The following is a 25763-nucleotide window of genomic DNA, read 5'->3' on the forward strand; positions in this document are numbered from 1 at the left end:
CAGAGAAGGGCGGCGGCGGAGCCCGGGCTTTTGTTCGTTGAAAAATTTGCTATGATCCATGCAGCAAATAGCGCGAAAATCCAGAGTTTTTCTGCGGCGCCAAATAAAGCCCCCCTGCGCGAGGCGATGCTTGCGCCAAGCTTTACGGATAAATGCGACAATGGCTTGGCCCCTATATAGGCATCGCGGACGCCGCCGCAAAACCTGAAGCATCTCTTGCAATGTTCAAAAAGCGGGCCTCCTTCAAGAATTGGCCGCGGCTCCTCGCCTTTGTTCTTGTCGCGGTCTCCTCATCGGCCCCGGCGCAAGGAGAAAGCGGTTTGGCGCGGGCCTATAAAATCATCGCGTCCAAGCCATTTGTCGATCTCACCCATTCATTCGGCCCACAGACGCCAGTCTGGTCCGGTTTCGGCCAAGCGCGGTTCAGCCCCGCCATCGATCCCAAAACGAAGGCGCCCTACACAATCGAAAAAGACGGCTTTCGCGCCACATTTTATGAAATGGTCGGCCAATACGGGACCCATGTCGATCCGCCCGCCCATTTTGACGCCGCTGGGGCCACCATGGACCAGATCCCGCTGAAGGAAATGATCCTGCCGCTCATCGTTCTGGATGCGACCCCCTTTCTGAAAGGCGGCCCGAACCACGCCTATTCTCTCAAAAATCTGCGGGCCTGGGAAAAACGGCATGGCCGCGTTCCGAGCGGCTCCTTCGTCGCTTTGCGGACCGATATGTCCAAGGATTTCGAGGCTAATCCTGAGCGCTTCAAGCGGACGCCTTTCCCGGCCTGGTCGCTGGAAGCAGTCAAGTTCCTGGTCGAGCGGCGGGGAATCGCCGCCATAGGCCATGAATCGCTCGACGCCGACGTCACGGAAAAAATGGAGACCGAAACCTATATCTTGACCAGCGGCCGTTATCAGGTCGAGGTCATGGCCAATCTCGACAAGGTTCCGGCGACGGGCGCCTTGATTGTCGTCTCCTGGCCGAAGGTCAAGGCGGGCCTCGGCTTTCCCGCGCGAGCCTTTGCGATCCTGCCGTGAGGTCAGCTGAAATAATCCTCCAATATCGCCTCGTAAATTTTGGTCAAAGCTTCGATGTCCCGCACCGCCACATGTTCGTCCACCATATGCATGGTGGCGCCGACGAGGCCGAACTCCACCACCGGGCAATAGGCGCGGATGAACCGCGCGTCCGACGTGCCCCCGCTTGTTGAGAGCACCGGCGTCCGGCCGGTGCGTTTTTCGATCGCGGCGGAAACCAGCGCGGCGAAGCCGTCCGGCGGCGTCAGAAAGGCCAGCGCGTTGCAAGGCTCGAACGCCAGCGCGTAATGCGCGCCCTCCGCCGCCTCTTCGAGCCGGCGCCGCAGCTCCGAGGCGAGGGTCTCCGGCGTCCAGGAATCGTTGAAGCGGATATTGAATCGCGCCTTGGCTTCCGCCGGAATAATGTTGAAGGCCGGGTTGCCGACATCCACCGAGGTGATTTCAAGGTTCGAGGCGTCGAAATGCTCCGTCCCGTGGTCCAACGGCGCGTGAAAAGTCTCGAGCAGGCGCAGGAGATGCGGGATCGGGTTTTGGGCGCGATCCGGATAGGCGACATGGCCTTGCCGGCCATGGACCGCAAGCGTCCCATTGAGCGAGCCGCGCCGGCCGATCTTGATCATGTCGCCGAGCGCGTGAGGATTGGTCGGCTCGCCGACGAGGCAATGATCGAAGCGCTCGCCGCGTTCATGGGCCCAGCGGAGCAGCTTGTCCGTGCCATTGATCGCCGGCCCTTCCTCATCGCCGGTGATCAGAAAGCCGATCGAGCCTTTTTGCGTCCCATGCCGGGCGACAAAGTCGAGCGCCGCGGCGGCGAAGGCGGCGACCGCCCCTTTCATATCGGCGACGCCGCGGCCCCACACCGCGTCATCGGCGACCTCCGCCGCGAAGGGATCGAACCGCCATTTCGAAGCGTCGCCGACTGGGACGACATCGGTGTGGCCGGCGAAGACGAGGAAGGGGGCGGCTGTCCCGATGCGGGCGTAAAGATTGTCGATGTCCGCAGCGCCCGGCTCTGAAAACACCAGCCGATTCGTTGTGAAGCCAGCCTGTTTCAGCGCCGCTTCCAGCACGCCAAGGGCGCCGCCGTCCTGCGGCGTCACCGAAGGACATTTTACAAGCGCGCGGCAAAGGTCGATGGCTGTCGTGGACATGGATGCGGACCGGTGAATGTTCGTTCTCGCTATCGCATGGCGAGGGCGAATAGGGCAAATTCGCGGAACCGGGCTCGAATCCTGAAACCGTCATCGCCAGATAGGGTTCAAGGGCGTAGCCTGCGGCTCGGATTCGCCCGCAGCGCGGCGTTAAGGGAAGATCATGGCGCAAAATCCCACTCTCGACTTCGCGCTCGGCTCCGACCTCGACATAATGCGCGACATGGTCCGCGCATTCGCCTCGGACAACATTGCTCCCCGCGCGGCGGAGATCGACCGGACCGACGCGTTTCCGCAAGACTTGTGGCCGCAAATGGGCGCCCTCGGGCTGCTCGGAATCACCGTCGAGGAAGACTATGGCGGCGCGGGCCTTGGCTATCTCGCCCATTGCGTCGCCATGGAGGAGATCAGCCGCGCCTCGGCTTCCGTCGGCCTCTCCTATGGCGCGCATTCCAATCTCTGCGTCAATCAGATCCGCCGCAATGGGACGGATGCGCAAAAGCGCCGCTATCTGCCGAAGCTGCTTTCCGGCGAACATGTTGGCGCGCTCGCCATGTCGGAGGCGAATTCCGGCTCCGACGTTCTCTCAATGCGCCTTCGCGCCGACAGGAAAGGCGACCGCTATGTGCTGAACGGCGCCAAATTATGGATCACCAACGGACACTACGCCTCGACGCTGGTCGTTTACGCCAAGACCGATCCGGCCGCCGGCGGACATGGCGTCACCGCCTTCCTGATCGAGAAGGGGTTCAAGGGGTTCCGCCCGGCGCAAAAACTCGACAAGCTTGGCATGCGCGGGTCTCCAACATCCGAACTCGTGTTCGAGGATTGCGAGGTGCCGGAGGAAAATGTGCTCGGCAAGGTCAATCAGGGGGTCGGCGTGCTGATGTCCGGCCTCGATTACGAACGGGCGGTGCTCGCCGCTGGACCGATCGGCATCATGCAGGCCTGTCTCGATATTTGTCTGCCCTATACGCGCGAGCGCAAGCAATTCGGCCGGCCGATCGGCGAATTCGAACTTGTCCAGGGCAAGCTCGCCGATATGTATGCGCGGCTTTCCGCCTGCCGGGCCTATGTCTATGCCGTGGCGGGCGCTTGCGATCGCGGTCAGCCCGCGCGCAAGGACGCCGCCGGCGCCTTGCTCTTTGCGGCGGAAAGCGCGACGCAGGCGGCGCTCGACGCGATCCAGCTTCTCGGCGGCAATGGCTATATCAACGATTATCCGGCCGGGCGCCTGTTGCGCGACGCCAAGCTCTATGAGATCGGCGCCGGCACGAGCGAAATTCGGCGGATGCTGATCGGGCGCGAATTGTTCGAGGGGAATTGAGCGCGCCGATGACTATTCTCAAATCGCTGGCCGAGCCGCATAGTCCGCATTTCGCCGCCAATGCGGCGGCGATGCAGGGCCTTGTCGAGGACCTGCATCGCAAGGTCGAGGCGATCAAGCAAGGCGGTGGCCCAAAGGCCCGCGAAAGACACGTTGCGCGTGGAAAAATGCTTCCGCGCGATCGCATCAATGCCTTGCTCGATCCGGCGACGCCTTTTCTGGAACTGTCGCAATTCGCCGCGCATGAGGTCTATGGCGAGCCGATCGCGGCGGCGGGCCTCATTGCCGGCATTGGACGCATTCGCGGCCAAGAATGCGTCGTCATCGCCAATGACGCCACGGTCAAGGGCGGCACCTATTATCCGTTGAGCGTGAAGAAGCATTTGCGCGCGCAGGAGATCGCGCAGGAGAACAACCTGCCGTGTCTTTATCTGGTCGACAGCGGCGGCGCCAATTTGCCCAATCAGGACGAGGTCTTTCCAGATCGCGATCATTTCGGCCGCATCTTCTACAATCAGGCCAAGATGTCGGCCGCCGGCATTCCGCAGATCGCGGTGGTGATGGGAAGCTGCACCGCCGGCGGCGCCTATGTCCCGGCGATGAGCGATGAAGCGATCATCGTGCGCGGACAAGGCACGATTTTTCTGGCCGGTCCGCCCCTCGTCAAAGCCGCCACCGGCGAAGTCGTTTCCGCCGAGGATCTCGGCGGCGCCGAGGTTCACGCAAGAGTCTCCGGCGTCGTCGATCATTACGCTTCGAGCGACGCGGACGCGCTGTCGCGCGCAAGGGCCATCGTCGGCAATCTAAATCGAACAAAGCGGCCTGACATCGCGCTCCGGGCGCCGCTAGAACCGCTGTACGACGCGCGAGAAATCTATGGCCTCGTCCCCGCCGATTCGCGTAAGCCATTCGACGTCCGCGAAATTATCGCGCGCGTCGTGGACGGCAGCGCCTTCGATGAGTTCAAGGCGCTTTATGGGACGACCTTGGTCTGCGGCTTCGCGCATATTTTCGGCTATCCCGTCGGCATCCTCGCCAATAATGGGATTTTGTTTTCAGAGTCGGCGCTGAAAGGCGCGCATTTCGTTGAGCTCTGCGCGCGGCGGAAAATTCCGCTGGTCTTTCTGCAAAACATCACCGGCTTCATGGTCGGCCAGAAATACGAAGCTCAGGGCATCGCCAAGGATGGCGCCAAGCTGGTTATGGCGGTCGCCTGCGCCAATGTTCCCAAATTCACCGTAGTGATCGGCGGCAGTTTCGGCGCGGGCAATTATGGCATGTGCGGCCGCGCCTTCGGCCCGCGCTTCCTTTGGATGTGGCCCAACGCCCGCATCGGCGTGATGGGTGGCGAGCAAGCCGCCAATGTCCTGGCGCAAGTGCGCCGCGATAATCTGGAGGCGGCCGGAACCGTCTGGAGCGCTGCGGACGAGGAGGCTTTCAAGGCGCCGATCCGCGAAAAATTCGAGCGGGAGGCGCATCCCTATTACGCCAGCGCCCGGCTTTGGGACGATGGCATTATTGATCCGGCGCAAACAAGGATGGTGCTGGGCCTCTCCATCTCCGCCTCGCTCAATGCGCCGATTGAGCCAACGCCGTTCGGCGTCTTCCGCATGTAAGGCGTTAGCCAGATGCAGGTCATGTTTTCCAAAATCCTGATCGCCAATCGCGGCGAGATCGCCTGCCGGATCATTCGAACCGCCCGGCGGCTCGGCATCGCGACGGTCGCGGTCTATTCGGAGGCTGATCGGGGAGCGATGCACGTCGCGCTCGCCGACGAGGCTCTATGCATCGGCCCGGCGCCGGCGCGCGAGAGCTATCTCGACGGCGCCAAGATTATCGCGGCGGCGCAGAGCGTGGGCGCGCAGGCGATTCATCCCGGCTATGGATTCTTATCGGAGAACGCGGATTTCGCTCAAAGCTGCGTCGACGCGGGACAGGCCTTCATCGGGCCGCCAGCGGCGGCGATCCGCGCCATGGGCGATAAATCGCAGGCCAAGAGCCTGATGGAAAGAGCCGGCGTGCCGCTTCTGCCCGGCTATCACGGAGCCGACCAGCACGCCCGCCTGCTCGAACATGAAGCCGCGCGCATCGGCTATCCGGTCCTGATCAAGCCTTCGGCTGGCGGCGGCGGCAAGGGCATGAAAATCGCCGCGAGCGGAAGCGCATTCGCGGCGGCGCTCGCCGGCGCCCGGCGCGAAGCGGCGGCGGCTTTCGGCGATCAACGCGTCCTCATCGAAAAATATTTGCCGCGCTCCCGCCATGTTGAGGTTCAGGTCTTCGCCGACGCGCATCGAAGCTGCGTCCATCTCTTCGATCGCGATTGCTCGATCCAACGCCGCCATCAAAAAATCATCGAGGAGGCGCCCGCTCCCGGCCTCGAAGATGACCTCCGAAAGGCCATGAGCCGAGCCGCCGTGACCGCGGCGCAGGCGATCGGTTATGTCGGCGCCGGCACGGTCGAGTTTCTCGTTTCACCCGATGAGGCCGCCTTTTATTTCATGGAAATGAATACGCGCCTGCAAGTCGAACATCCGGTCACCGAAATGATCGCGGGGATCGATCTCGTCGAATGGCAAATCCGGATCGCGGCGGGCGCCCCACTGCCGTTGAAGCAGGCGCAAATCGCGCGCGCCGGATGCGCCATCGAGGCGCGGCTCTATGCCGAGGACCCGGCGCGGGATTTTCTGCCGCAGGCGGGGCGCATCGAGCGTCTCGACTTTCCCGAGCCGAGCCCGAATCTGCGCATCGACGCCGGCGTCCGCGCGGGCGACGAAGTCTCGATCCATTACGATCCGATGATCGCTAAAGTGATCGTTTGGGATCAGGATCGGCCCTCCGCCATCGCGCGTCTGCGGACCGCGCTCGGGGCGGTGCGCAGCATCGGCCCGGCGACCAATATAACGCTGTTGCGCGCCATCGCCGCCAGCGAGGCCTTTTTGCGCGATGCGCCCGACACTGGATTTATCGAGCAGCATCGCAGCGATCTTTTCGTCCCCGAGCAACCCGCCTCGAACGCGACCCTGGCGCTGGCCGCGATCGGACATCTCTGCGCGCGCGCCGCCGTCGCGCGGAGGGAGGCGGAGCTGTCGCAGGACCCCTGGAGTCCCTGGTCCAGGCAGGACGGCTGGCGGCTGAACGAGGCGGGGGAGGAGACTTTTCGTTTGCGTGAGATCGCCCCGCAAGGCCGCGACGATGTGACGATCGGCATTGTCTATTTGCGCGAGGGATGGCGGCTCGCCTTGCCTGACGGCGCGGTCTTTCACGCGCGCGGCGCGCTCGGCGCGGATGGCGTTCTCTCCGCCGATCTCGATGGATGGCGCCTGTCGGCGGTCTGGGTCCGCTCGCGCGACGAGATCGCGGTCTTTCGCAATGGCGAAGCGGCGCATCGCTTCGCGCTGGTCGATCCAGCCGCGGCCGCGCCTCACCCGAGCTTTTCGCCCGGACAACTCGCCGCCCGGCTCGCCTCGCCCATGCCGGGCCGGATCATCACTTTCCTGGTCGAATTGGGGGCCGCGGTGGAGGCCAATCAGCCGGTCCTCGTCATCGAGGCGATGAAGATGGAGCATACGCTTCGGGCTCCGAGCGCCGGCGTCGTCAAGGCGTTCAAGTTCAAGCTTGGCGATCAAGTCGCCGAAGGCGTCGAACTCGTCGCCTTCGAAGCCGAAGCGACGTGAGTGTTTCGACGTCCAGTTAAATCGGTTCGAGCGCCAGGCCCTCGTTGGCGCGCAGGCTCAGAGCCGGTCCGACGGGCTCGCCGTCCCGGTCGCAATGCGTCGAGATCGCGATTTTGAGCTTCGGCAGTTCGGGAGGGAGCGACCAGACCTGCGCGGCCGCGCCAAGATTGAGCGCGACGATCGTCCGCTCATGTTCATTGCGGCGCTCGAAAGCCAGCAGGTCGCCCTCGCAAGCGAGAAGCCGCCAAAGCCCGATTGAAAGCGAGGCGCGCGTCCGCCGATAGTGGAGCAGGGCGCGCGTGAGGGACAGGATCGATGCCGGATCGGCGCGCATCGCCGCGACATTGCGGGTTCGCCAATCGGGCGTCAGCGGGAGCCACGGCTCATGCGTCGAAAAGCCCGCGAAGGCGGTCGCGTCCCATTGCATTGGCGTGCGCTCGGGATCGCGGCCGACGCCGCGTCCGGGCTCCCGCTTCGCCCAGGGATCGCAAATCCGATCCGGGGGTATTTCGACATCGCCGATGCCGAGTTCGTCGCCATAGTAAAGGGTCGGCGTCCCGCGCAAGGTCAAGAGCAGCATGGCCGCGACGCGCGCTTGATCCGGCCCGACGCGGGCTTTGATGCGCGGCCGATCATGATTGCTGAGAACCCAGTTTGGCCAGCCCCCTTCCGGCAGGGCGACTTCATAGGTTTCGATTAAGCGGGCGATGGGTCCGGCGGCCCAGGGCGTCTGCAAAAGCTGGAAATTGAACGGCAGATGCGCGCCGGAGAGCCCCTCGCCATAATAGGCGACCAGCCGCTCGATCGGCAGATAGATCTCGCCGATCAGGACGCAATTGTCGAATTCGTCGATGAGCCCTCGCAGTTCGGCGATGACCCCATGCACCTCGGGCTGATCGGCGGAATGCGCCTCGATCAGCCGTTCGATTTCGGGGCGTTGCGGCGTCCAGGCCGGATTGGGCGGATTGTCCCGCAGCGCCGCGTCCTTGATGAGATGCCAGATCACGTCGACCCTAAAGCCGTCGACGCCGCGCCGCAGCCAGAAGCGCATCGCCGCGTGCATCGCCGCGCGAACCTCGCGGTTGCGCCAATTGAGGTCCGGCTGCTGGGCCAGATAGGCATGGTAGTAATATTGGCCGGTCTGTTCGTCGAAGGTCCAGGCGCTGCCGCCGAAATTGCTGATCCAGTTGTTGGGCGGTCCGCCTCCCGGCGCCGGGTCGCGCCAGATGTACCAATCCCGCTTTGGGTCGAAGCGGGAGCGGCGGCTCGCCGCGAACCAGGGATGCAGGATTGACGTATGGTTCGGAACGAAGTCGAGGATGATTTTCAGCCCGAGCGCATGCGCCTCCGCGACAAGCCGGTCGAACCCTTCGAGCGAACCGAAGATCGGATCGATCCCGCAATAATCGGCGACGTCATAGCCGAAATCATGCATTGGCGAGGGATAGATGGGCGAGATCCAGATCGCCTCGACGCCGAGCCAGGCAAGATAATCGAGCCGCCGCCGGATGCCTTCGAGATCGCCGATCCCATCGCCGTTCGAATCCTGAAAGGAGCGCGGATAGACCTGATAGATCGCGCCGCTCCGCCACCAGGCCTCTGACACGGCGGCGCTTATGCGTAGATCGCGCGCCAAGCGGCGATCTCGCTCCACCATTGATCAAGCGCGGCGCGCGAACAGGCGAGCTCCACGTCGAGGCCCATCGTGAATTGTCGCCATGGATCGAGATAGCGCGTCGAAACGCTGACGAGGGTCGGGATTTCCGAGGCGGCGGCCTCGCCGATCTCGGCGAAGAGTCCCTTGCCCTCGGCCTCGAGCTTGCCAAATCTGTTGATGAACAGGAGCTCGGGCTTTCGCGCGATCGCGCCGGAAATCAGATGGCCGGCATTGGCGAGAGCCGCCGGGTCGATCCGGCAGGATTGCGAATGGCGGCCGAGATCCTGCAAAATTGGCAAGCGGGCGCCGGTTTCGACGTCAAGCACATGGGTTTCGCGACACTCGCAATCTTGCGCGGTGGCGGCGATCTGAATCAGCCCGCCGATGCGATGGCCGCGCCGGGCAAGTTCGTCCGCGAAATCCGCTACGATGTTATTAGGATCCTCGCCCTCGCCAAAGACGATCGCCGCCAGGGTCTTGGCCTCCGCAGGATCGGTTCCGCTCACGATTGCTTGCTCATGGTTGCTTGCGCCTGATCTGGGAGGCTGCGCCGGATGTGGAAGGTGAGGAGTCCGTTCGCGGCTTCCTGCCGCTCCAGCGCATCGTTCATCTGATTGACGAGATGTGGAATATCGATGGCGGCGAGGGGATCGGTGCATTCGACGACGAGAAGATCGCCGGGCGCGAGTTTGCGCAACGCCTTACGGGTGCGCAGCGCCGGCAAGGGGCACTGCAATCCGCGCAGATCGAGAAGCATCGAAGTCGTTTCAGCCGTCATGCCTGCAATTTCATCGTTTCGGCTATAAGCCCTGAAAGCCTGAAGCGTAATATATGCGGGCTCAAGGTTCCAGGGGGTCGCGTGAATTGAATGATTTTCAGCAGCCGCAACTTGTTCGGGAGTTGACGCCGCTCGCCCAAGCCTTGGCCGCGCTCTCCCCCTATTGCCAGGCGATCGCCCCGGCGCTCATGCGGCTCGAAGATGCGGCGGACGGCGTCGCGGCGGCGCCCATTCGCGCGCCCGCCGCCATTCCGCTGGCGCCGGTCGCGTTGCGCGAAGGCTGGGCGGCAGCGGCGCAAGATACGCTCGGGGCGTCAAGCTACGCGCCGGTTATCGCGAGCGCGGCGCTGGTTCGGGTCGGCGTCGGCGATATTTTGCCCGATTTCGCCGATGCCGTCTTGCCTTTGGCGAGTGTCTCTGGACAGGGTTCTTCGCTCCCGCTCGAAATCCTTAAATCCGTCGCGCCGGGCGAAGGCGCGCGGGTGAGGGCGGGCGATTTCGCCGAAGGCGCGGTCATCGTCGCCGAAGGGCAGAGGCTGCGGCCCGCGCATCTTGCGCTTTTGCGGCTGGCCGGGATCGAGGAGGTCAGCCTGCGGATTCCTCGGCTGCGGGTCTTGTCGCGGGGGGCCGCCGGCAAATGGATCTGCGCCATGGCCGCTCGGGAAGGCGCAACCAGTCGCCTCGATGCGGTTGATGTCGTGGGTAGGATAGACTTGGCCAAGGCTTTGGCGCAGTCAGACGCCGATCTCATTCTGGTGATTGGCGCCGCTGGGGCGGACCATTCCGCGGCGCCAATGCTGTCCCGCGACGGAGGCCTTCTCGTCCATGGGATCGCTGTTCGGCCGGGGGAGACGATGGGTTGCGGCTTCTTGCCGGCGCTATCCACGGAAAATCCCACTCCGGTCATTTTCGCGCCGGACCGGATCGAATGCGCGCTGGCGGCCTGGCTTTTGCTGGTCAGGCCCTGCCTTCGCCTGCTTGCGGGGGCGGTTGACGCTGACCGCGGCGAAACCCTGACCTTGACTCGGAAAATCACATCCGATCCGGGGATCTGCGACCTCGTGCTCCTGCGCCGGGCTATCGGGGCTTCCGGGGCCAGATTGTGGGAGCCGCTGGCGACAGGGGATATCCCTTGGGCTGCGATTGGCCATGCCGACGCCTGGCTGCTGGTGGAGCCGGAATGCGAGGGATATGCTGCCGGGCAACCTATCTTCGCCCAATTTCTGTGATGGACCGATTCGAGACGCGATGAGCAAGATCGTTAGCCAAAGCGGCGCTCCTTCATCCGCGCAGGAGCAGTTTCTGACGGTGCTCTCGCGCGAGGAGGCCGCGCGGCGCTTCCAGGGCGCCCTTGCGATGCGGCCGCTCGACGCGGAAATCGTCGGGCTGGGCGGCAGCCTTGGCCGGGTTCTGGCGCGAACTATTCGCGCGCCGATCGACGTTCCTCCTTTCGACCGTTCGCTCGTCGATGGCTTCGCGCTGCGCGCGTCCGATGTCGCGCCAGCCAGCGGGGCTGCTCCCGTCCGCCTGACCCTGAACGACGAGACCATCGCCTGCGGAATCGCGCCGCGCCTCGAAGTCGGAAGCATGACGGCGACGCCCATCGCCACGGGCGGTCCCTTGCCGCGCGGCGCCGATGCCGTTTGCATGGTGGAGCAGACCGATCCGGACGGACCGCGCCATGTGCTCGCGCGCCGGAGTCTCGCGCCCGGTCAGAACATCGGCTTTGCCGGTGGCGACATCGCGCTCGGCGAGACGCTCTTGCGGCGCGGCGCCCGCATCGGTTCGCGCGAGATCGGCATGCTGGCGGCCTGCGGCCTCGCCAGCGCGCCGGTCCATCGCCGACCCAAGGTCGCGGTCGTCTCGACCGGCGACGAACTGGTTCAACCGGGGGAGCCTTTGCGCCCGGCGGCGATCTATGATTCCAACGCGCCGATTATCGCGGCGGCGGTCAGCGAAAATGGCGGCGAGGCGATCATGCTCGGCGCGATCCGCGACGATGAGTCCTTGCTAGAGGCGGCGTTGCGGGACGCGCTGTCACGCTGCGACATGGTCATTCTCTCTGGCGGCACCTCGAAAAGCGCGGGCGATCTGACCTATCGCGTGGTGGCGCGGCTCGGCGAGCCCGGCATTATCGCCCATGGCGTCGCGTTGAAGCCGGGCAAGCCGCTGTGTCTCGCGGTTGTCGATGGCAAGCCGGTCGTGATCCTGCCCGGCTTTCCGACTTCGGCCATGTTCACCTTCCACGACTTCGTCGTCCCGGTGCTGCGCGCGATGAGCGGCCTTCCCGCCCGCGCCGAAGCGACCGTCGAGGCGACGGCTCCGGTCCGCATCCTGTCCGACTTGGGACGGACCGAATTCGTCATGGTGGCCTTGACGCGGGGCGCCGAAGGGCTCAACGCCTTTCCCTTGTCGAAGGGCTCGGGGTCGATCTCGGCCTTCGCCCAAGCCGATGGATTCTTGACCATTGAGGCTCTCGCCGATCATCTCGCCGAGGGCTCGCGAACGGAGGTTACTTTATTCAATCCAGAGGTTCGGGCGCCGGATCTCGTGATCATGGGGTCGCATTGCATCGGGCTCGAAATCGTCATCGACGCACTCGCCGATGCGGGCGTCGGCGTGCGCAATGTTTCGATCGGCAGCATGGGGGGCCTCGCGGCGGTCAAGCGCGGCGAATGCGACATCGCTCCGATCCATTTGCTGGACCCGCAAACGGAGGTCTATAACGCGCCCTTTCTTTCGGACGAACTGATCCTTGTCGAAGGCTGGCGGCGCATGCAAGGCATTGTCTATCGCCTGGGCGACGAGCGCTTCGAGGGCCGCGACGCGAAGGCCGCGATCGCCTCGGCGCTCGCCGATCCCGACTGTCACATGGTCAATCGCAATCAGGGCGCCGGCACCCGCATCATGATCGATCGGCTGATTGGCGCCGCGCGTCCGAGCGGCTATTGGAACCAGCCGAAATCGCATAATGCGGTTGCCGCCGCCGTGGCCCAGCGCCGCGCCGATTGGGGCGTCGCAATTCTGCCGGTCGCGCGCGCCTATGGCCTCGGGTTCCTGCCGATCGGCGAAGAGCATTATGATTTTGCGATTGCGCGCCGCCGGCGTGGAGAGAGGGCGGTGCAGGCTTTCATCGACGCGCTGGGCCTAGCGGACGTCGCGCGCGGCTTGCGTGATCTCGGCTTCGTCTCGGCTAGCGAGGCGTCCCAACGCGGCGTCCCGCCATGCGGGTGATTGGTCTTGCTGGCTGGAGCGGCGCGGGCAAGACGACCCTGATCGTCAAGCTGATCCCTCTGTTGCGCGCGCGCGGCCTCAGCGTCTCGACGCTCAAACATGCGCATCATGCGTTTGACGTTGATCGGCCCGGCAAGGATTCCTTCCTTCATCGGGAGGCGGGCGCGGCCGAAGTGCTCGTCGCCTCGGTCAAACGCTGGGCCTTGATGCATGAATTGCGCGCGGAGCAGGAGCCAAGCCTTGCTGGTCTCTTGCGCCATCTGAGCCCGGTCGATCTCGTTCTGGTCGAAGGCTATAAGCAGGACGCCCACGCCAAGATCGAAATCCATCGCGCGGCCAACGCCAAGCCGTTGCTTTACCCAAATGATCCGAGCATTAAGGCCTTCGTCAGCGATGGCGCCTTGAGCCTTCCCTCGCATCTGCCACAGGCGCATCTCGACGACGCCGAGGCCATCGCCGATTTTTGTCTCGAATTCTCGCGGCCTTTGGAGGAAACGATTTGTCTCCTTGCGCAAGAGGCGCGGGCTTGAACCTTTGAGGACGTTTTCATCCGATGGCCCAACTCGGCAAGGATAGTTTTTCGGCTGGCGGCGCCTTGATGCCGGTCTTCGAGGCGGTGGAATTGCTGTTCGCCCGCGTGCCTTGCGTCGAGGGCGTCGAGACGGTCGGTGTCGCCGATGCGGAGGGCCGCATCCTCGCCCAAGCGCTCGAAGCGCCGATCGATCTGCCGGGTTTCGACAATTCCGCCGTCGATGGCTATGCGGTCCGTTTTCATGATCTTTCGCCCGACGCCGAAACGATTCTTTCCGTCGAGGGGAGGGTGGCGGCTGGCCACGCGCCCGGCCCGGCGCCCGCCGCCGGCAAGGCGGTGCGGATCTTCACCGGCGCCGCCATGCCCGAGGGGATGGACACGGTGTTCATGCAGGAAGATTGCCGCGTCTTGGACGATGGTTCGGTGGGCCTGCCGCCGGGGCTGGAGCAAGGGGCGAACCGGCGTCTGCGCGGCGAAGACATCGCCAAAGGCGAGGCCGCCCTCGCGCGCGGTCGGTTGCTGCGTCCCGAGGATCTGGGCCTCGCCGCCGCGCTTGGCGTCGATCGCCTTCAGGTTCGGCGCCGCCTGAAGGCGGCCATCTTCTCGACCGGCGACGAGATTGTTTCGCCGGGGGAGCCTCTGCGCCAAGCGGCCGTCTATGACGCCAATCGCTTCGTGTTGCATGGCCTGTTGCGGCGCCAGGGCGTCGACGTCACCGATCTCGGCATCCTCATCGACGATCCGGACAAAATCGGCCAGGCTCTTCGGGACGCCGCGCGAACCCACGATCTTGTCCTGACCTCCGGCGGCGTGTCGACCGGCGAGGAGGATCACGTCAAGGCGGCGATTGCGCAAAATGGCTCGATGGTGTTCTGGCGCCTCGCCATCAAGCCGGGGCGCCCGGTCGCAATGGGGGTGATCGAAGGCGCGCCTTTCGTCGGCCTGCCGGGCAATCCGGTCGCGGTCTTCGTCACCTTCATCTATGTGGTTCGGCCTTTGATCGCTGCGCTGTCCGGCGCCGTGCATGAGCCCGCGCCGCTGCTTCCGGTTCGCTCCGGTTTCGCCTATAAAAAGAAGAAGGGTCGGCGCGAATATGTCCGGGTTTCCTTGTGGCGAGACGCTTCAGGCGAGATGGTCGCGGAAAAATACCCGGTCGAGGGCGCGGCGGTCCTGACCTCGCTCACCCGCACGCATGGTTTCGTCGAACTGCCCGAGGATGCGACCTCGGTGGCGCCGGGGGACAAGGTCGCTTACATCGATTATGGGTTGATCCGCTAGCCGTTAGCCGTCTCCGTCAAAGAACAAAGGATCACCCCCAAAGATGACCTATGTTTGGATCATGTTGGGAAGCGCCCTTGGCGGCGCGGCGCGCTACTGGGTCTCCGGCTTTGTCGCCAACCATTTTGGCGAAACCTTCCCCTGGGGCACCATTCTTGTGAACATAAGCGGGTCCTTCGTCATTGGCTTTTTCGCGACGCTCACCGGTCCCGATGGCCGCCTCTTGGTTTCCAGCACCGCCCGCATTTTTGTGATGGTTGGCCTGTGCGGCGGCTACACGACTTTCTCCTCCTTCAGCCTGCAGACGCTCATTCTCGCGCGCGAGGGCGAATGGCTGCGGGCCGGCGCCAATGCCGGTCTCTCCCTTGTGCTTTGCTTTTTGGCGGTGTGGCTGGGACATGCCGCCGCCGCCGGGCTCAATCAGTTGAAGGGAGCATGAGCCATGCAAATTCCTCGTGACGCTATGCTTCTGAGAATCTTCATCGGCGAGAACGACAAATACCAGAGCCGGCCTCTCTATGAGGCGATCGTGCTCAAGGCGCGCGAGGCGCACATCGCGGGCGCCACCGTGCTGCGCGGGCCAATGGGCTTTGGCCATTCGAGCCGGCTGCACAGCGCCAAGATCCTACGGCTCTCCGAGGATCTGCCGCTATTGATCGAAATTGTCGACAGCAAGGAGAAGATCGACGCCTTCCTGCCGGTGTTGGACGCCATGATGGGGAGCGGGCTGGTGACTTTGGAAAAAGTTCAGGTGTTGCAATATGGGACCAATGGCAAGACCTGAGGCGTCATCATCCGCGTTTCGCTTATTGGGCGCAGATTTTGGCGTGGGTGGAATCATTGACCCAGCAGGCGGGGTCGGTTTTGCTGCGCAGGAAGCGTCCTGGCAGGGATATGTTTCGCGTCCCCAAGTTCACAAAGCCAAATGCGACCCCAGGCTCGTCGATGGTCAGAATATAGGTCGGCTGGCCGGGCGCGGAAATCTTGAAGCTGCCGTCTTGGCCCGTCGCGACAAACGCGCACGGGTAGCTGCCTTCGTCGCTTGTAAAACAGCGCGCCGGCTTTGCCTCTGAGCCACTGTTCGAGATCATAAGAGCAGTGAGGAAAAGGAAGCTCGATGCGGCGGCGGGGCGAGGTCTCATCGTCCAGATTTCCGATCGCGTCAGGCTGCTTATGGCTTAGGTTTTCATGGCAATATTCGGCGCGCGCTCACGCGGCGTCAACGCCCAAGGTCGCGAGATTATAGCCTTCCTCCCGCAACACCCGCTGCACCGCGGGGCGCGTCAGCATCCGCCGGTAATGCGCCTGAAGATTTGCGGGCAATGGAATTTTTGTCTTGTCGGCCCAGAACTCGACATAAAACAAGATTGGATCGGCTATCGAGAAAGCGCCGGCCACATAATCCTTGCCGGCCAGCTGCGCGTTCAGGATGCCGAAGCATTTTTCGACGAGTTCGCGGCCGAATGCGCGAACCTGCTCGAAATCGGCCTCGTTGCGGGTAAAGGTCGGGGTCGCGAAAATGCGCGCGAAACCCTGGCCGTGCACCGTGCCGACGACGAAGGCGAGCGTCTCGATAATCCTTGTTTCGCTCTCGATGTCTTCGGGCAGGAGCTTTGCGCGCGGATGCGTGCGCCCCAGCCAATAAGCGATGGCCTGAACCTCGGTAAGCGAGGAGCCGTCGTCGCGCACCAGCGTTGGGATCGTCGACTTCGGGTTGATCGCGAGGTAGTCCGGCTTGAACTGATCCCCGGCCGGCAGGTTGACGATATAGGCCTCGAACGCCTTGTCGAGCTCTTCGAGAATGATGTGGATGCCGGTCGAACAGGAGCCGGGGGTCATGTAGAATTTCATGGGTTCTGTTTGCTCTTTCGCCAACCGTCCACAGACTGCGGCGCGCGGTGCTGGTGGACCGTGAATTATCCGAATTGCCGAGACTTTGCCAGATCGCGTTTTGGTCCCGCATCTGGGCGCAGCAAGACGCGTTCCAGCGGGGAGGACCCCCGGCAAGTCCTGCGCCTGAAGGGTTTTGGGAGGGCGGCCCCGCAAATGCGTTGGCCTGCATCGCGGCGAGGGGCGCAACCATGACGGCCGTTGTAGCCATCTTGAACATTCGCTAAGCTATGGCTAAGGCCGACTTAGCTGCAGGGCCGCGGCGCCGGCGACGCTTGGGGCAGGATTGACGCGCGCGAGCCCCCGCCGGGCCCGGCAGCGCGCAAGGGACGAAAAATTCATGAGCACCGCTGCAAAATTGGCTCCGCTGAGCGCATCCAGCCCCGGATTTCTGTCGCGTGAGCGAATCATCGCCAAACCCGGCTTCAACCGCTGGCTGGTTCCGCCCGCAGCGCTCGCCATCCATTTATGCATCGGCATGTCCTATGGACTGAGCGTTTTCTGGCTGCCGCTGTCTCGCGCGCTCGGCATTGAGAAATCGGTCGCTTGCCCGGATATCTCGACCTTCGCCGCGCTTTTCACGCGCTCCTGCGACTGGCGGGTGAGCGATCTTCTGGTCGTGTTCACGCTTGGCATCGTCTTTCTCGGCTTGTCCGCGGCCGTGTTCGGCGGCTGGCTTGAACGCGCGGGCCCCCGCAAGGCCGGGGCTGTCGCCGCGTTGTGCTGGGGCGGCGGGTTTCTGATCGGCGCCCTTGGCGTCTATGCGCATCAATTATGGCTGCTCTGGATCGGCATGGGGGTCATCGGCGGCATTGGACTTGGTCTTGGCTATATTTCACCGGTCTCGACGCTAATAAAATGGTTTCCCGACCGGCGCGGCATGGCGACCGGAATGGCCATCATGGGATTTGGGGGCGGCGCGTTGATCGGCTCGCCGCTCGCCAATCTGCTCATGAATCACTTCAAGACAGCGAGCGATGTTGGCGTCTGGAAAACCTTGGTCGTCTTGGGCATTCTTTATCTTATCTCGATGCTCATCGGCGCCTTTGGCTATCGGGTTCCAGCCGTCGACTGGCGGCCGAAGGGGTGGGTTCCCTCCCAGTCCAAGAGCGGCCTCGTCACCTCCGGCAATGTGGATCTCGCCGATGTGCATAAGACGCCGCAGTTCTGGCTCCTTTGGGCGATCCTTTGCCTCAATGTTTCGGCCGGAATCGGCGTTCTCGCCATGGCCTCGCCGATGCTGCAGGAAATTTTTGCGGGCGCGCTGGCCGGCGCCCCCGGCGTCGGCTTTTCCGCTCTCGATGCGGCCCAGAAGACGGCGGTCGCCACGGTCGCGGCGGGCTTTGTCGGGCTTCTCTCCCTGTTCAATATCGGCGGCCGATTTTTCTGGGCCTCGCTGTCAGATAAAATCGGCCGAAAGGCGACTTATTTCATCTTCTTCGGCTTGGGGCTCATTCTTTACGCATTGACGCCGACCTTCGCTCATATGGGCTCGAAGGGCCTCTTCGTCGCCGCTTTTTGCATCATTTTGTCGATGTATGGGGGCGGCTTCGCCACCGTGCCGGCCTATCTCGCCGATATTTTCGGCGCGCGCTTCGTCGGCGCCATCCACGGGCGCCTGTTGACCGCCTGGTCGACAGCCGGCGTCGTCGGCCCGCTCGTCGTTGGCTATATTCGCGACGCGCAGATCGCCGCCGGCGTCGAACGCGCCCTCGTCTACGATCGGACCCTGTATATCCTGGCGAGCTTTCTCGCCGTCGGTTTGATTTGTAACGCCTTGGTGCGCCCGGTCGCAGACAAATGGCTCATGAAGGAAACGCCCGGCGCTTTGAAGGCCGCGCAGGGAGCGCGTCGTGGTTCGAACGTCGCGGCGGCCAGCGGCATGAAAATTACCGCGACGATCGCCTGGACCTGCGTCGCGATCCCGATCGTCTGGGGCGTCTGGCAAGCCTTCGAAAGCGCCGTGAAGATGTTCCAATAGAACGGGAGCCGCGCCCCCAACCGCTTGCGTCCTGATATTGAAGGGCAGGGCGCTTTGGCTTTGCCTTGCTTCTTTAAGAATGGAATGAGAAGAGCCGGGCGGCGGCGAAGGCGCGCCGCGCCGCATCGACGGTGACTTTGCCTTCCGCGGCTTGAACGGCGTCGAGCGCCTTTACAAGCCGCGCGCCGCCTTTTTGGAAGTCAACATGGATGTCTCCCGCAAGCTCGCCTCGGGGTCCCTTGATGGCGTCGTTGACGGCGGCGATTTCGGCTTCTGTTCCGCCGGCGTCCAAAGCAAGCATCAAGGCAAGCGCGCCTTTGTGATTTGGCCCTTGGGCGCGGATCAGCCTGTAGAGATTGACGAAGCGCTTCACCGCGCGCGCCGAACCGCCGGCGAGCGGGGCCAAATCGGCGAGAAGCTTGGCTTCGGCCTCCGACAGGGGCTCGTCGAGCGCCGATTGCCGCGCGTCGGGGCTCGGGATCGGCGGCGGCGCCTTGGCGGCGCCAAGGATGGCGCCAACCAGCGCGGCGTAATCGGCGTTCGCGGCGATCGCGCCGATTTGAAACGGGGCCTGAATCCATTTATCGAGGCGCGCGTCATCGTCCCCGCCGCCAAGAGCGATGCGGCGGGGATCGAGCGCGATCAGCGCGACGAACCCCGGCCCGAGCAAGGCTCTGACCTGCGCCAGAATCTCGCGGGCGCGGGAGGCCGGCGCGGCGTCGAGATTGTCGAGCGCTATGACGATGCGTTGGGGCGCCTCGATCGCGCCGCCCGATTTCTGAACCAGCGCGCCGACGGCGGCGATGAAACGCTGCGCCTGCTCCTTGACGACATCGGCTGAAAAGGGGGAGGGTTCGGCAAGCGCCGGGTTCGCCGCTTGCAGGCCGCCCGCGCGCTGCTCGGCCTCCGAGGCGCGCCGGCTCAGGCGATCGACTTCGGCGGCCAGCGTCTCGACGCGCCGCGTCTGGTGCCCGAAATGTCCATCGAAGTCGCGCCGCCGTGCGGAAAGATCGGCTTGCAACAGGGCTTCGCCGCGAAAGACCATCTGGATCAGCCGCAGCGCCCGCCAGATATTGGCCGCGAGCGCGAGCGCGGCGCCCGCAAAGGCCAGTTGGCGCAGGGTCAAGAGCCAATCCATATGCGCCTCGAACCAGGGCGCGGCGCCGGCCAAGGCTTCGTTCCCGCGCATCCAGCCAAGCCAGGTCGTTTGCTCGGCGAAGGCCATGCCCAGGCCAAGGCCCGAGAGGGCCAAGAGAAGGGCGGCGACGATTAGCTTGGTCTGCCCCTTAAGCCCCCAAAAGGCGCGCAGCGCGAAGCTTGTGCGGGCCCCGGCGGCGCTCCTGTCGGCGATGGCGCGCACCATATCCTTGAAGCCGAGGATCGGATCGCCAGTGACGCCGAACCCCGCGAGGCTGTTCTTGATCTGGGCTCGATGGGCGCTTGCATAGGCGTCGACCTGCGATCCGGCAGCCTCGTAAAGCACGGATTCGGTCAGGCGGGCCCGCCGCGCGTCCGTCTCGCCGAGCGAGACCCGCTCGGCCTCGAGCTTGTTGCGCGCGGCGTCGAGCCGCTCAAAGGCCTCCCGGGCGGCGATGTGGGGATCGCGCGCGGTATAGGTCGCCTCAATGGTCAGGGCTGGAAAATCGGCGGCGAGGCGGGAATGGAGCGCGCGCGCGAGCGCCGCCGCCGGAAACCCGTCAATATCGGCCGCATCAATCCGCAGGGTAAGAATTTTGGAAAGGAAAGGCGTCGAGCCGGCGTCGCGCGCGGCTGCGCTCAAGGCTTCAATAGCACGCTGGAGCCTGAGCAAAGCCAGGCTCTTGCCGGACCCGGAGCGGCCGAGGAGACCGATCGCGAGCGGGGTTTCGGTCCGCGCATGGGCGGCGAGCTCCGCGAGGAGATTTAAGGGGGCGTCATAGCCGAGCGCTTCGGCGGCCTCGGGCAGATCGGCGGCGAAGATTGTTCCCAAAGGAGAAGCCGAGGCCGGATCAGGGGTTTCGCGCCTAGGCGCTGTGGCGGGACGAGCGGCTGCGTCGGTCTCCGTCCGCCGTGCGCCAGGAACGATCGCGCCAAGCTCGCGCAATCCGATATTGGTCAAGAGGCGAATCCTTTCGACAAAAGGCCGAGTTGGCGTTTCCTGAGCGAGTCGGCTTTCCTAAGGAAGTGTTTCCCGTCAAGCGCCCGGTTGCAAGTGCCAGCCGATGATGACTTTCGCAAGACAGTCTCTCTTTCGCGGCCTGGGCGGTTCCTGCGGGCTTGTCGGCGGGAAATTCCGGTTGGCCTGGACCCTGGCGCCGCGCGCGGCTACATAGCTCTCAGCTTCAACATTCTCTAAGCAGGAAGACACGAGCCCCATGGCGCGGCAATTCATCTACCACATGCAGGGCCTGACCAAGACCTATCCCGGCGGGAAGAAGGTTCTCGACAACGTCAATCTCTCCTTCTACCCGGACGCCAAAATCGGCGTGCTCGGCGTCAACGGCGCCGGCAAATCGACGCTCTTGCGGATCATGGCCGGCATCGACAAGGAGTTCACCGGGGAGGGGTTCGTCGCCGAAGGCGCGAAGGTCGGCTATCTGCCGCAGGAGCCCCAGCTCGACGAAACGCTCGACGTGCGCGGCAATGTGATGCTTGGCGTCGCGTCGAAAAAGGCGATCCTCGACAAATATAACGAACTCGCGATGAATTATTCCGACGAGACTGCCGACGAGATGACCCGCCTGCAGGACGAGATCGAGGCGAAGAACCTCTGGGATCTCGACGCGCAGGTGGATTTGGCCATGGACGCCCTTGGCTGTCCGCCCGACGACTGGCCAGTGACCAAGCTGTCCGGCGGCGAGCGCCGCCGCGTCGCGCTCTGCAAATTGCTGCTCGAACAGCCCGATCTCCTGCTTCTCGACGAGCCGACCAACCATCTCGACGCTGAGACCGTGAACTGGCTGGAAGGCCATTTGCGCAACTATCCCGGCGCGATCCTGATCGTCACCCATGATCGCTACTTCCTGGACAATGTCACCGGATGGATTCTCGAACTCGACCGAGGCCGTGGCATCCCTTATGAGGGCAATTACTCCTCCTGGCTGAAGCAGAAGCAGAAGCGCCTGCAGCAGGAAGGCCGCGAGGAGGAGGCGCGTCAGCGCCAGTTGGAGGCAGAGGCCGAATGGATCGCTTCGAGCCCCAAGGCGCGGCAGGCCAAATCCAAGGCGCGCATCCAGCGCTATGACGATCTTGTCCAGAAACAGAACGACAAGGCGCCGACCGCCGGGCAGATCCTCATTCCGGTCGCCGAGCGCCTCGGCAATAATGTCATCGATTTCTCGCATCTCTCGAAAGGCTTCGGCGACAAGCTGTTGATCGACGACCTCTCGTTCAAATTGCCGCCCGGCGGCATAGTCGGGGTCATCGGCCCCAACGGCGCCGGCAAGACCACTTTGTTTCGCATGATCACCGGCCAGGACAAGCCGGACAAGGGAACGATCGAAATCGGCGAATCGGTGCATCTTGGCTATGTCGATCAGTCGCGCGACGCGCTCGACGGCAAGAAGAATGTCTGGGAGGAAATCTCCGGCGGCAATGAAATCATCTATCTGGGCAAGCGGGAAATGAACTCGCGCGCTTATACGGGCGCCTTTAATTTTAAGGGCTCGGACCAGCAGAAAAAGGTCGGCCAGCTCTCGGGCGGCGAACGCAACCGGGTGCATCTCGCCAAAATGCTGAAATCTGGCGCGAACGTTCTTTTGCTCGACGAGCCGACCAATGATCTCGACGTCGACACGCTGCGCGCATTGGAGGAAGCTTTGGCGGATTTCGCCGGATGCGCGGTCATCATCTCGCATGACCGCTTCTTCCTGGACCGCATCGCGACCCATATGCTCGCCTTCGAGGGCGACAGCCATGTCGAATGGTTCGAAGGCAATTTTGCCGACTACGAGGAAGACAAGAAGAGGCGTCTCGGCGTCGACAGCCTCACGCCGCACCGGATGAAGTATAAGAAATTTTCGCGGTAGAAAAATGCCCGGCGCAAAGCCGGGCATGTCCTATGGCGCATCGCGGAATTTAGCGCAGCAGGCCAAGGAGCCAGAGGATCAGCAAAATGATGAGAACGGTGCCGAGGACGCCGCCGAGACCCCTTCCGCCATAGTTGCCATAGGCGTAATATCCGCCGCCGCCAAATAACAATATAATGATAATGATGATGAGGAGCGTGCTCATTGCGTTTCTCCGGCCAGATCGATTTCCGGCAGATCGCCCGACAAATCGATCGTCGAAGGCGCAACTGGCAACGCTAGCATTCAGTGTTTAGTTCAATGTCGCGCAAGGCATTTACGGAGACGCTACTTGCGAAGCGCGGGGCATTAGCCTTGCCTCAAGCGGCGCGGAAAACTTCGCTCAGTTTTTCCACGGCATCCCATAATTCGTTGAAATGGCCGATGACCTTGTCCGGCTTGAAGGCCTCGACGGGCTGATCGGTATAGCCGAAATTGACCGCCACCACTGGGATGTTGGCGTTGCGGGCCGTGTCTATGTCGGTTTTTGAATCGCCGACCATGATGGCGCGGCGGGGATCGCCGCCAGCTTTTGCGATCGTTTGCAGCAGCGCCGCGCCATTCGGTTTGCTGACCGCAAAAGTGTCCTTGCCGCAGATCGCCCCGAACCGGTCGGCGACGCCGAGCGCGGTCAAAAGCAGGACCGAGGGATATTCAATCTTGTTGGTGCAGACGGCGAAGCTCCAGCCCGCCGTCTCGAAGCGGTCGAGCGCGGCGCAAACGCCTGGGAACAACACCGTTTCGTCGGCGATATGGGCTTCGTAATAGGCCAGAAAATCAGTGAATAATTCGTCGAGGCGGGCTTCCGACGCCTCGACGCCATGCGCCTTGAGGCCGCGTTGGACGAGCGCCCTGGCGCCGGCGCCGACCATGGCTCGAGCCGAGGCCGTCTCGATCGGGGCGAGGCCCTCGCGCGCCAAAATGGCATTTAAGGTCGCGACGAGATCGCCAGCCGTGTCGGCGAGCGTGCCATCGAGGTCGAAGACGAGAAGCGGACGGGGCGGGAGATCTTGCAGCATTATCTAAAGCTTAAGTCGCCGCCGCTGGGCGGTCAACAGACGCCGCCAAATAGCGCGCCGCGGCTGGTGCGGCGGATGGCGCGCTTTTGGTGTAAAAACGCGGGAATCGCTCAGGCGATGACTTTAGCGGGAGGTGAGCTGATGTGGTTCTCGGGTTTTCTTTCTTCGCGCAAGGCCCGATGCCGGTTCGCCGCCGGACTGGCGGCTTTTGGCGCAGCGCAAGGCGCATTTGCCGCCAATTATGAATTTCTCGCCTGCCCGGCGGTCGACCTCAACCGCGTCTATCGTCTCGATCGCGCCACGGGCGAGGTAGGCGCCTGCCAATATGGCCTGGGGAGGGAGGGCTCCGTCGGCGTCACGCTCTGCTACCCGCCGGGCGAAGGCGCCGGGCCTCAGGCGTCGAGCGAATATTCCTTGATCGCCTCGCGCCATACCGGTGAAAGCGGCGTCTTTCGGGTCGATCTGCGCACCGGGACCATGGCCATTTGCTATGTTCTGAACGATTCCGTCGTCTGCACGGCGCCGGCGCGATGAGCCGGCGCCGCGATCGACCTGCTTCAAGGGCATGGCCGGCGCGGGGGCGACGCCAGGTTGACGCAAGCAAGGGTTGACGAAAGCGCCCGCTAGGGACTACCCCGGCGGTGCGGCGACAATCCTTGCCGGAAATTTCGCGAGCGCCGATGATTGCTCTTAGCCTAGACGATGCAAAGCGGCTTGCTGCGGCAAAGGCGCTCGATCTGGTTCGCCCGGGCATGAGGCTTGGCCTTGGCACCGGCACGACTGCGGCGCATTTCGTCGAATTGCTGGGCGCGCGCGTCGCTGAAGGGCTTCGGGTGATCTGCGTGCCGACCTCCGAGCGCACCCGGACCCAAGCGCAGCTTTATTCGATTCCCTTGTCGACCATCGACGCAACGCCCGAACTCGACCTGACGGTCGATGGCGCCGATGAGTTCGATCCGCAATTGCGGCTCATAAAAGGGGGCGGCGGCGCTCATCTGCGCGAGAAAATCGTCGCCATGGCGTCGCAACGCATGGTCGTGATCACCGATTCGTCGAAATTCGTAAGGACGCTCGGCAAATTTCCGCTGCCTGTCGAAGTCAATGCTTTCGGCCTCGATGCGACCAAGCGCATGATCCTGGCGGCGGCGAGCGCCGCCGGCTGCTATGGCGAAATCCGCCTGCGCACCAATCCAAGCGGCCATGCCTATGTTAGCGACAACGGGCATTTTATTTTGGATTGCTTTTTTGGCTCCATTCCCGATCCGGATGAGCTGGCGGCGCGCCTTGTCGCGGTTCCAGGCGTCGTCGAACACGGGCTTTTCATCGGGATCGCCACGGGCGTGATCTGCGCCGGTCCCGCCGGCGTCGAGATTTTCGGCCAAATCGATTGAGCGGCGCGGGCGACCCCTTGCCTGCGGCATAGCCGTAGGCGCTGCGCCAAACACTTCAGGTTTTCAGCCTCGATGGAGGAATAGGTTGCGCATGAATCTCAAAACACACGGTCCGCGCCTGGCTTTTCGCTCAGCCTCTCGATTGGCCTTCTTGGCGGCCCTCTGGGTTGCAGCTGGGCCGTTCGCGGCGGCGCAACAAGCGCCAGGAACTCCGGCAAATCCTAGCGCCGCGAGTCCTGTCGCTGCAACTCCTGGCCCGGCGACCGCATCGCATCTTGCCGCTGCGCGCGCATTGGTGGTCGCGTCCGGAATGTCGCGCTCTTTCGGCATCGTCATCCCGCAATTCATGGATCAGATCGCCACCACGCTGACTCAGACCCGGCCGGAACTGATCCGCGATCTCAATACGGTGCTGACCGATCTCCAGCCGGAATTCAACAAGCAAGCCGATGAAATGGTTGACATTGCGGCGCAGATCTATGTCAAGCAGATCAGCGAGGCGGATTTGAAAGTGGCGGTGGCCTTTTTCGAAAGCCAGGCGGGAAAAAAATACGTCGAGACGCAGCCGGCCGTCCTGACCGACGTCGTGACCGCGATGCAGGGCTGGCAAGGCAAGATATCGACGGACATGATGACCCGCGTGCGAACGGAAATGAAGAAGAAGGGCCATGAGATCTGAGCAAGATCTCAATGAGCATGAGCCCAAAGTGGCGCAGACTTTTTGGGTAGGATCACCCGTCGCGGCAGGGCGATGATTCTGAAGGC

The 25763-nt window shown here is 63.4% G+C and carries 24 protein-coding genes; 15 read left to right on the forward strand and 9 right to left on the reverse strand.

Annotated elements, in window-relative coordinates:
- Window positions 1-221 precede the first annotated feature (221 nt).
- Entirely contained in the window at window positions 222-1040 is an 819-nt protein-coding gene (locus tag DL86_RS00095; RefSeq protein WP_036257847.1) for a cyclase family protein, read from the forward strand.
- A gap of 2 nt (window positions 1041-1042) precedes the next feature.
- Here DL86_RS00095 and dapE read toward each other — a convergent pair whose 3' ends face one another.
- A complete protein-coding gene (gene dapE / locus DL86_RS00100) occupies window positions 1043-2191 on the reverse strand; it encodes a succinyl-diaminopimelate desuccinylase (RefSeq protein ID WP_036257155.1) in 1149 nt (382 codons plus the stop codon).
- Between the two features lie 163 nt (window positions 2192-2354).
- Here dapE and DL86_RS00105 point away from each other — a divergent pair, with 163 nt between their 5' ends.
- From DL86_RS00105 to DL86_RS00115, 3 genes are read left to right on the forward strand one after another with little or no spacing between them, the layout of a single operon-like run.
- On the forward strand, window positions 2355-3518 hold the full coding sequence (locus DL86_RS00105) for an isovaleryl-CoA dehydrogenase (RefSeq protein ID WP_036257156.1): 1164 nt from the start codon (window positions 2355-2357) through the stop codon (window positions 3516-3518).
- Between the two features lie 8 nt (window positions 3519-3526).
- A complete protein-coding gene (locus DL86_RS00110; protein ID WP_036257848.1) occupies window positions 3527-5134 on the forward strand; it encodes a carboxyl transferase domain-containing protein in 1608 nt (535 codons plus the stop codon).
- Between the two features lie 21 nt (window positions 5135-5155).
- A complete protein-coding gene (locus DL86_RS00115) occupies window positions 5156-7192 on the forward strand; it encodes an acetyl/propionyl/methylcrotonyl-CoA carboxylase subunit alpha (RefSeq protein ID WP_036257849.1) in 2037 nt (678 codons plus the stop codon).
- Window positions 7193-7208: 16 nt separating this feature from the next.
- Here the strand turns inward: DL86_RS00115 and DL86_RS00120 are convergent, their stop codons facing one another.
- The 3 genes from DL86_RS00120 to DL86_RS00130 are packed head-to-tail and all read right to left on the reverse strand — an operon-like array spanning window position 7209 to window position 9627.
- The gene (locus DL86_RS00120; RefSeq protein WP_084572584.1) at window positions 7209-8849 is read right to left on the reverse strand and encodes an alpha-amylase family glycosyl hydrolase; all 1641 of its coding nucleotides are present in this window, start codon (window positions 8847-8849) and stop codon (window positions 7209-7211) included.
- Entirely contained in the window at window positions 8807-9355 is a 549-nt protein-coding gene (locus DL86_RS00125) for a DUF2478 domain-containing protein (RefSeq protein WP_036257157.1), read from the reverse strand. Before DL86_RS00125 ends, DL86_RS00120 begins: the two co-directional genes overlap by 43 nt.
- A complete protein-coding gene (locus DL86_RS00130; protein ID WP_036257158.1) occupies window positions 9352-9627 on the reverse strand; it encodes a sulfurtransferase TusA family protein in 276 nt (91 codons plus the stop codon). Before DL86_RS00130 ends, DL86_RS00125 begins: the two co-directional genes overlap by 4 nt.
- An 86-nt stretch (window positions 9628-9713) precedes the next feature.
- Between DL86_RS00130 and DL86_RS00135 the strand changes: the two genes are divergently transcribed.
- From DL86_RS00135 to DL86_RS00160, 6 genes are read left to right on the forward strand one after another with little or no spacing between them, the layout of a single operon-like run.
- The gene (locus DL86_RS00135; RefSeq protein WP_162180375.1) at window positions 9714-10856 is read left to right on the forward strand and encodes a molybdopterin-binding domain-containing protein; all 1143 of its coding nucleotides are present in this window, start codon (window positions 9714-9716) and stop codon (window positions 10854-10856) included.
- A gap of 19 nt (window positions 10857-10875) precedes the next feature.
- Window positions 10876-12861: a molybdopterin biosynthesis protein gene (locus tag DL86_RS00140; protein ID WP_051952437.1), complete on the forward strand. Its 1986-nt coding sequence runs from the start codon at window positions 10876-10878 to the stop codon at window positions 12859-12861.
- A complete protein-coding gene (mobB, locus tag DL86_RS00145; protein ID WP_036257160.1) occupies window positions 12852-13391 on the forward strand; it encodes a molybdopterin-guanine dinucleotide biosynthesis protein B in 540 nt (179 codons plus the stop codon). Before DL86_RS00140 ends, mobB begins: the two co-directional genes overlap by 10 nt.
- Window positions 13392-13414: 23 nt before the next feature.
- The gene (locus DL86_RS00150) at window positions 13415-14671 is read left to right on the forward strand and encodes a molybdopterin molybdotransferase MoeA (protein ID WP_036257161.1); all 1257 of its coding nucleotides are present in this window, start codon (window positions 13415-13417) and stop codon (window positions 14669-14671) included.
- Window positions 14672-14714: 43 nt separating this feature from the next.
- Window positions 14715-15110: a fluoride efflux transporter CrcB gene (gene crcB / locus DL86_RS00155; protein WP_036257162.1), complete on the forward strand. Its 396-nt coding sequence runs from the start codon at window positions 14715-14717 to the stop codon at window positions 15108-15110.
- 3 nt (window positions 15111-15113) lie between these two features.
- Entirely contained in the window at window positions 15114-15455 is a 342-nt protein-coding gene (locus tag DL86_RS00160) for a DUF190 domain-containing protein (RefSeq protein ID WP_036257163.1), read from the forward strand.
- 22 nt (window positions 15456-15477) lie between these two features.
- Here the strand turns inward: DL86_RS00160 and DL86_RS20200 are convergent, their stop codons facing one another.
- Together DL86_RS20200 and DL86_RS00170 are read right to left on the reverse strand one after the other, a co-directional pair.
- Window positions 15478-15813, reverse strand: coding sequence for a hypothetical protein (locus DL86_RS20200; RefSeq protein WP_051952438.1), 336 nt, complete (start codon window positions 15811-15813; stop codon window positions 15478-15480).
- Between the two features lie 67 nt (window positions 15814-15880).
- Window positions 15881-16522 carry a glutathione S-transferase family protein gene (locus DL86_RS00170; protein ID WP_036257164.1) on the reverse strand — a complete coding sequence of 214 codons (642 nt, stop codon included), beginning with the start codon at window positions 16520-16522 and terminating at the stop codon, window positions 15881-15883.
- 379 nt (window positions 16523-16901) lie between these two features.
- Between DL86_RS00170 and DL86_RS00175 the strand changes: the two genes are divergently transcribed.
- Window positions 16902-18542, forward strand: coding sequence for an OFA family MFS transporter (locus DL86_RS00175; RefSeq protein WP_036257853.1), 1641 nt, complete (start codon window positions 16902-16904; stop codon window positions 18540-18542).
- 73 nt (window positions 18543-18615) lie between these two features.
- Here the strand turns inward: DL86_RS00175 and DL86_RS00180 are convergent, their stop codons facing one another.
- Complete coding sequence (locus tag DL86_RS00180) at window positions 18616-20640, reverse strand: P-loop NTPase fold protein (RefSeq protein WP_036257166.1); 2025 nt, start codon at window positions 20638-20640, stop codon at window positions 18616-18618.
- 256 nt (window positions 20641-20896) lie between these two features.
- Here DL86_RS00180 and ettA point away from each other — a divergent pair, with 256 nt between their 5' ends.
- Window positions 20897-22549, forward strand: a complete 1653-nt coding sequence (gene ettA, locus DL86_RS00185; protein ID WP_036257167.1) for an energy-dependent translational throttle protein EttA — start codon at window positions 20897-20899, stop codon at window positions 22547-22549.
- A gap of 49 nt (window positions 22550-22598) precedes the next feature.
- On the opposite strand, the gene DL86_RS19005 is transcribed toward ettA, so the two are convergent.
- Window positions 22599-22754 carry a DUF3309 family protein gene (locus tag DL86_RS19005; RefSeq protein ID WP_084572587.1) on the reverse strand — a complete coding sequence of 52 codons (156 nt, stop codon included), beginning with the start codon at window positions 22752-22754 and terminating at the stop codon, window positions 22599-22601.
- A 154-nt stretch (window positions 22755-22908) separates the two neighbouring features.
- Complete coding sequence (locus DL86_RS00190; protein ID WP_036257169.1) at window positions 22909-23607, reverse strand: HAD-IA family hydrolase; 699 nt, start codon at window positions 23605-23607, stop codon at window positions 22909-22911.
- A gap of 141 nt (window positions 23608-23748) precedes the next feature.
- Here DL86_RS00190 and DL86_RS00195 point away from each other — a divergent pair, with 141 nt between their 5' ends.
- The 3 genes from DL86_RS00195 (at window position 23749) to DL86_RS20370 (ending at window position 25677) form a co-directional block, all read left to right on the forward strand.
- Window positions 23749-24141: a hypothetical protein gene (locus tag DL86_RS00195; RefSeq protein WP_051952439.1), complete on the forward strand. Its 393-nt coding sequence runs from the start codon at window positions 23749-23751 to the stop codon at window positions 24139-24141.
- A gap of 146 nt (window positions 24142-24287) precedes the next feature.
- On the forward strand, window positions 24288-24998 hold the full coding sequence (gene rpiA, locus DL86_RS00200) for a ribose-5-phosphate isomerase RpiA (RefSeq protein WP_036257170.1): 711 nt from the start codon (window positions 24288-24290) through the stop codon (window positions 24996-24998).
- A gap of 310 nt (window positions 24999-25308) precedes the next feature.
- The gene (locus DL86_RS20370) at window positions 25309-25677 is read left to right on the forward strand and encodes a DUF2059 domain-containing protein (protein ID WP_245276156.1); all 369 of its coding nucleotides are present in this window, start codon (window positions 25309-25311) and stop codon (window positions 25675-25677) included.
- Window positions 25678-25763 lie beyond the last annotated feature (86 nt).

Origin of the sequence: Methylocapsa aurea (assembly GCF_000746085.1) — a bacterium.
GTDB lineage: Bacteria > Pseudomonadota > Alphaproteobacteria > Rhizobiales > Beijerinckiaceae > Methylocapsa > Methylocapsa aurea.

What these genes read in the sequence shown, in the direction of transcription:
- DL86_RS00095 (WP_036257847.1), top strand. Translation starts at nt 222, where the DNA reads ATGTTCAAAAAGCGGGCCTCCTTCAAGAATTGGCCGCGGCTCCTCGCC.
- dapE (WP_036257155.1), bottom strand. Translation starts at nt 2,191, where the DNA reads ATGTCCACGACAGCCATCGACCTTTGCCGCGCGCTTGTAAAATGTCCT.
- DL86_RS00105 (WP_036257156.1), top strand. Translation starts at nt 2,355, where the DNA reads ATGGCGCAAAATCCCACTCTCGACTTCGCGCTCGGCTCCGACCTCGAC.
- DL86_RS00110 (WP_036257848.1), top strand. Translation starts at nt 3,527, where the DNA reads ATGACTATTCTCAAATCGCTGGCCGAGCCGCATAGTCCGCATTTCGCC.
- DL86_RS00115 (WP_036257849.1), top strand. Translation starts at nt 5,156, where the DNA reads ATGTTTTCCAAAATCCTGATCGCCAATCGCGGCGAGATCGCCTGCCGG.
- DL86_RS00120 (WP_084572584.1), bottom strand. Translation starts at nt 8,849, where the DNA reads ATGGTGGAGCGAGATCGCCGCTTGGCGCGCGATCTACGCATAAGCGCC.
- DL86_RS00130 (WP_036257158.1), bottom strand. Translation starts at nt 9,627, where the DNA reads ATGACGGCTGAAACGACTTCGATGCTTCTCGATCTGCGCGGATTGCAG.
- DL86_RS00140 (WP_051952437.1), top strand. Translation starts at nt 10,876, where the DNA reads ATGAGCAAGATCGTTAGCCAAAGCGGCGCTCCTTCATCCGCGCAGGAG.
- mobB (WP_036257160.1), top strand. Translation starts at nt 12,852, where the DNA reads ATGCGGGTGATTGGTCTTGCTGGCTGGAGCGGCGCGGGCAAGACGACC.
- DL86_RS00150 (WP_036257161.1), top strand. Translation starts at nt 13,415, where the DNA reads ATGGCCCAACTCGGCAAGGATAGTTTTTCGGCTGGCGGCGCCTTGATG.
- crcB (WP_036257162.1), top strand. Translation starts at nt 14,715, where the DNA reads ATGACCTATGTTTGGATCATGTTGGGAAGCGCCCTTGGCGGCGCGGCG.
- DL86_RS00160 (WP_036257163.1), top strand. Translation starts at nt 15,114, where the DNA reads ATGCAAATTCCTCGTGACGCTATGCTTCTGAGAATCTTCATCGGCGAG.
- DL86_RS20200 (WP_051952438.1), bottom strand. Translation starts at nt 15,813, where the DNA reads ATGAGACCTCGCCCCGCCGCCGCATCGAGCTTCCTTTTCCTCACTGCT.
- DL86_RS00170 (WP_036257164.1), bottom strand. Translation starts at nt 16,522, where the DNA reads ATGAAATTCTACATGACCCCCGGCTCCTGTTCGACCGGCATCCACATC.
- DL86_RS00175 (WP_036257853.1), top strand. Translation starts at nt 16,902, where the DNA reads ATGAGCACCGCTGCAAAATTGGCTCCGCTGAGCGCATCCAGCCCCGGA.
- ettA (WP_036257167.1), top strand. Translation starts at nt 20,897, where the DNA reads ATGGCGCGGCAATTCATCTACCACATGCAGGGCCTGACCAAGACCTAT.
- DL86_RS19005 (WP_084572587.1), bottom strand. Translation starts at nt 22,754, where the DNA reads ATGAGCACGCTCCTCATCATCATTATCATTATATTGTTATTTGGCGGC.
- DL86_RS00190 (WP_036257169.1), bottom strand. Translation starts at nt 23,607, where the DNA reads ATGCTGCAAGATCTCCCGCCCCGTCCGCTTCTCGTCTTCGACCTCGAT.
- DL86_RS00195 (WP_051952439.1), top strand. Translation starts at nt 23,749, where the DNA reads ATGTGGTTCTCGGGTTTTCTTTCTTCGCGCAAGGCCCGATGCCGGTTC.
- rpiA (WP_036257170.1), top strand. Translation starts at nt 24,288, where the DNA reads ATGATTGCTCTTAGCCTAGACGATGCAAAGCGGCTTGCTGCGGCAAAG.
- DL86_RS20370 (WP_245276156.1), top strand. Translation starts at nt 25,309, where the DNA reads ATGTCGCGCTCTTTCGGCATCGTCATCCCGCAATTCATGGATCAGATC.